This window comes from bacterium (genome assembly GCA_037131655.1).
Taxonomy (GTDB): Bacteria; Armatimonadota; Fimbriimonadia; order Fimbriimonadales; family JBAXQP01; genus JBAXQP01.
Window position 1 is genome coordinate 1 of the sequence record JBAXQP010000255.1, and the last position, 3,929, is coordinate 3,929.

Below are 3,929 nucleotides of genomic sequence, written 5' to 3' on the forward strand. Positions count from 1 at the left end.
AGTTTACCCAGCGCCGCTGGAACCTCCGCCACCGCCTCCGCCGCCACCGCCACTAAATCCGCCCCCACTCGAAGTTGAGCTTGATAATGCGGCAGTTAAGCTATCAAAATTCGACATCGCATTGGATAACGAATCCAGCGAGCTAAAGTTCATCGATGAGATACTGTCTATGCCGTCTGAATGCATCGGCGTAAACCATCCAACTTGGTTGAATGTATAATTCGACTCTTGTGCCAGCGATTTCACATTCTCCAACAGCTTTGTAGCAACACCAAGTGCAGTAGCATAGACCAGATACTTCTCCCATAAGGGAAGTAACCCCGGCCCAGCCTCATTCATTGCCGAAAAGTCCGTCATAAAGCGCTTGAATGCCTCCCACCGCTGCATCTCTAAAGCACCCTCCTTCGTCCTGCGAGACAACGAGGCTATTCCCATAATTACCAGGACAAAAGTAAGCACTGGGATGAGAACAAATATTGGTGATGGCGAAACTAGCCAGGTACCAAATGCGCCAACGGCAATAATGCTACAAATAAACCAACCGGCCGCCTTTGCGCTGACTTTATCATCGAGTTGAAAGTAATTATTGACAAACCACTTTCTGTTGGCTTCCCCCCAATCGGATGCAAAGCGCCGAAAGTTAGTGTTCTGTTTATAGCCCATTTTTGCCCAACTGACTAGCTGGTCAGTCGTTACCATAATGCCGGTACCGGCTTCACAGATGGCAGTCCTCAATGCTTCCACTTCAAATTGCTCCAAGTAGCGCATCCCAGGTTGAATTGTAATCGGCTTTCCGTCGAGCAAATCAACCCCTTTTTGAGTTAGGGCATAGATAAGGTCTGTGTGCTTAATTAATCCAAAAAACACCGAATCCTCGGTTTCTTGAATAGTGATATAACCTAATCTAGCTGCCTCAAGAAGCGTGGCGGCAAAAGCCTTTCCCATATTTGATATACTTGAACTACTCTGAGTGAGAATTGCAGGCACAACGGCTGGCGGGATATCTCTGGGAGGTTCGCGCTCATATTCACCAATGTAGCCGGTATTCGGCTCGACCCCATATTTCCGATAAGTATAGAAATACCCCGTCAGCATGGCAACTACAATCAGTATGCCGCCAAAAAAACGGTTGTCATCTCTTGGAAAGAACCTAAGAATCGGATTCCTCTCCCACATCGACTGCTTTTTTTCGTCATTCAAAAGTGATTCAATTGTCTGGCCAGACAACACAGGCGCTTTTGGGAAAAGATTGGGGTTAAGCAGCACTCGCTCTTCAACAAAACTCCCATTAGGAATGTTAACCATTTTGACTGTCGCATAGCTAAAATCATTTGCGAAGGTCAGACTGCCTGGTTCAACCTTACTATGGGTGAAAACTTTAAAAAGATTTGGGCTTTTCAGGGGTGGAATAATCTGGATGTTTAATTGTTCGATCTGCTCATGCTGCTCCTCAACAGCTTTCCAATAAAACTGCGCAACATCGCCATAACGTTGAACAGCTCCTATGATCTTATAGCGCACGCGAAAACGCCTCCAGGTATCCTGTGCAGAGTAATACCAGGTGATCTTGCGCATGCTGCCGTTATTCTCACAATTATAGTCGAGCTTCTGCTTAGTCACATCGTCCCAAACCCCTAGATACTTAACATCATAGGTTCCGTAATTACCGGTAGTTCCAAATTCCAAATAAGCAAAGCTAAAACTCCCGTTAAAAACAAACGAGCGCACATCATCCACAATCGCGCTTCCATCAGGTTGAAGCCAATAAGTCTGATCGACAGTTGAAAGATAATATGATTTCGCCAAGGCAGGAGTAATAAATAAGAGCGCCAGCAGTCCCACCCAAAAAACACGAGCAATCTTCCCACATATAACCTCAGTCACTACCCGCCTCCATCAATAAGTTAATACAATAAATACATTCGCACATTATTGAAAGAATCCTGCATGAGATGATTATATCATAAGTACGTATTTATTTATACATACTATAAAATACATACTTATGATATAATACCTATGAAGGTGATAAAGATGAAGATCGGAGAACGAGGTCAGGTGACTATTCCGAAACAGCTTCGGGATAAATATGGGTTGAGGAAGGATTCGGACGTCGAGTTTATTGATGAGGGGAATAGCATTCGGATTGTCAAAAAAAGCGGTGGCGAGAAACGCGTTGGGGCGATTCGCGGACTGAGCAAATTGAAGCATGGGAAGAATGTTGACGATTATATCGAGAGTGTTCGCGGGCAATGATTATCGCCGTGGATACCAACTTTATCCTCGATGTCGTTACCGACGACCCCACATTCGCCGACCAATCCCAAACGCTTCTAGGACAAGCTTTCGATAGCGGCGCCTTAGTGATCTGCGAGATCGTCTATGCCGAACTCGCTCCCCAATTCGACACCATGCCCGATCTCGACTCGGTTCTGGACACTCTCAACATTCGAATTGTAGAAGGAGGCAAAGAGGTCGCCTATCTAGCGGGTAGAAAATGGGTCGAGTACAAACAAGCTGGCGGCACAAGACAGCGTCTCCTCCCCGACTTCCTAGTAGGCTCCCACGCCCTCCAAAAAGCCGAGTGCCTATTAACCCGCGACCGAGGTTTCTACAAGACCTACTTCCCTGAGTTGAAGCTATTTGGGGGAAGATGATGCCACCAAATAACTTAACTCATACATGGGCAGCAATTCCTTCGCATGCAATTCTCTTGCAATTGAACTATTTACATCTCATAGATGAGCAGTATCCTCTGAACTGTCAGTGATCAGTTGCGAGGAGTCTTTATCTTCGAATAATTCAAAGGGTTTAATACCCCACTGCTTAGCTATCCTAATTACTTCGTCTCGTCCCTCGATGACAACAACTTCTGATTCTCCAGCTTCCCGTCTCTGCTCTGATGTCAACTTACCAGTGGTCACAAACACCGCGCGATTCACTTTGCGGGCAAAACAACCCGCGAGGAACTTCCACCATTCCAATTGTGTAGGAGCACTATTTTGGGTATGAAACTTCACCTGAATGCCGATAACATCAAGATCTTTATCCGTTGGTACAATCTGTTTACCAATCAAGTCCAGCCCACGTTCGTTGGACTTCTGTTGACCTTGATGATGCCATACATGAAGCGGGAACATTACTTTGTGAAGATCAAGAATGTATAACTCAAAAGCCATTCCGCGAGAGGTATTAGAGGAAACAGTTATAAGTTTCTCCGTGACTACATCAATGACATCTTCTTTCACATCTGAAGAGATATACTCTTTTCCCTCCTGAGTGATCTGCCATGTACCACGTTCATCTTGTGTAACATATCCTGCTAGACGCGCATCTTTGTTAATCAGTCTTCTAAGACTAGCTTTACCTTGCTCTGAAAGGCGTTTACCATCCATCTTATGTTCGACTGAGTTGTATATCTCAGACATCGTCGCTTTACCGTCGCGATCAGCCATAGCCTGAAGCGCAAATCTAATCTGAAATTCTCCAGAAATTCCAGCTTTAGCCCCAGTAAGTTCATCTTGGATATCCATGTTAATCCTCCAATACATAGCCTGTCATAGAACCAACTGAAATTCTATCATAAATTCCAGCAAAAACAAAAATAGGACACTCGCATGAGTGTCCTATTAAAGTAGGAGGTTTCTTACTCGTTCAAAACTAGGCAGGGATATCAATTAGCGATCGACCTAGGAAAATCTATTCAGATACTCCCTAGAAAGGAGGTGATCCAGCCACACCTTCCGGTACGGCTACCTTGTTACGACTTCGTCCCCCTTACCGGCCACACCTTCGGCAGCTCCCTCCCTTGCGGGTTAGGCCGCTGACTTCGGGTGCAGCAGACTCAGGTGACGTGACGGGCGGTGTGTACAAGACCCGGGAACGTATTCACCGCAGTATAGCTGACCTGCGGTTACTAGCGATTCCGA

At 45.7% G+C, this 3,929-nt stretch carries 4 protein-coding genes and 1 rRNA gene; 2 read left to right on the forward strand and 3 right to left on the reverse strand.

Features of this window, described 5'->3' with window-relative positions; translation table 11 throughout:
* Positions 1-3 precede the first annotated feature (3 nt).
* The gene (locus WCO51_10675; protein MEI6513719.1) at positions 4-1,884 is read right to left on the reverse strand and encodes a DUF2207 domain-containing protein; all 1,881 of its coding nucleotides are present in this window, start codon (positions 1,882-1,884) and stop codon (positions 4-6) included.
* A 150-nt stretch (positions 1,885-2,034) separates the two neighbouring features.
* Between WCO51_10675 and WCO51_10680 the strand changes: the two genes are divergently transcribed.
* On the forward strand, positions 2,035-2,256 hold the full coding sequence (locus WCO51_10680; GenBank protein MEI6513720.1) for an AbrB/MazE/SpoVT family DNA-binding domain-containing protein: 222 nt from the start codon (positions 2,035-2,037) through the stop codon (positions 2,254-2,256).
* Positions 2,253-2,657, forward strand: a complete 405-nt coding sequence (locus WCO51_10685; protein MEI6513721.1) for a type II toxin-antitoxin system VapC family toxin — start codon at positions 2,253-2,255, stop codon at positions 2,655-2,657. The genes WCO51_10680 and WCO51_10685 overlap by 4 nt, the downstream gene beginning before the upstream one ends.
* Positions 2,658-2,735: 78 nt before the next feature.
* Here WCO51_10685 and WCO51_10690 read toward each other — a convergent pair whose 3' ends face one another.
* Both WCO51_10690 and WCO51_10695 read right to left on the reverse strand, forming a co-directional pair.
* On the reverse strand, positions 2,736-3,533 hold the full coding sequence (locus tag WCO51_10690) for a restriction endonuclease (protein MEI6513722.1): 798 nt from the start codon (positions 3,531-3,533) through the stop codon (positions 2,736-2,738).
* A gap of 185 nt (positions 3,534-3,718) precedes the next feature.
* Positions 3,719-3,929, reverse strand: a 16S ribosomal RNA gene (locus tag WCO51_10695); the annotation flags it as partial.

What these genes read in the sequence shown, in the direction of transcription:
- WCO51_10685 (MEI6513721.1), top strand. Translation starts at nt 2,253, where the DNA reads ATGATTATCGCCGTGGATACCAACTTTATCCTCGATGTCGTTACCGAC.
- WCO51_10690 (MEI6513722.1), bottom strand. Translation starts at nt 3,533, where the DNA reads ATGGATATCCAAGATGAACTTACTGGGGCTAAAGCTGGAATTTCTGGA.
- WCO51_10680 (MEI6513720.1), top strand. Translation starts at nt 2,035, where the DNA reads ATGAAGATCGGAGAACGAGGTCAGGTGACTATTCCGAAACAGCTTCGG.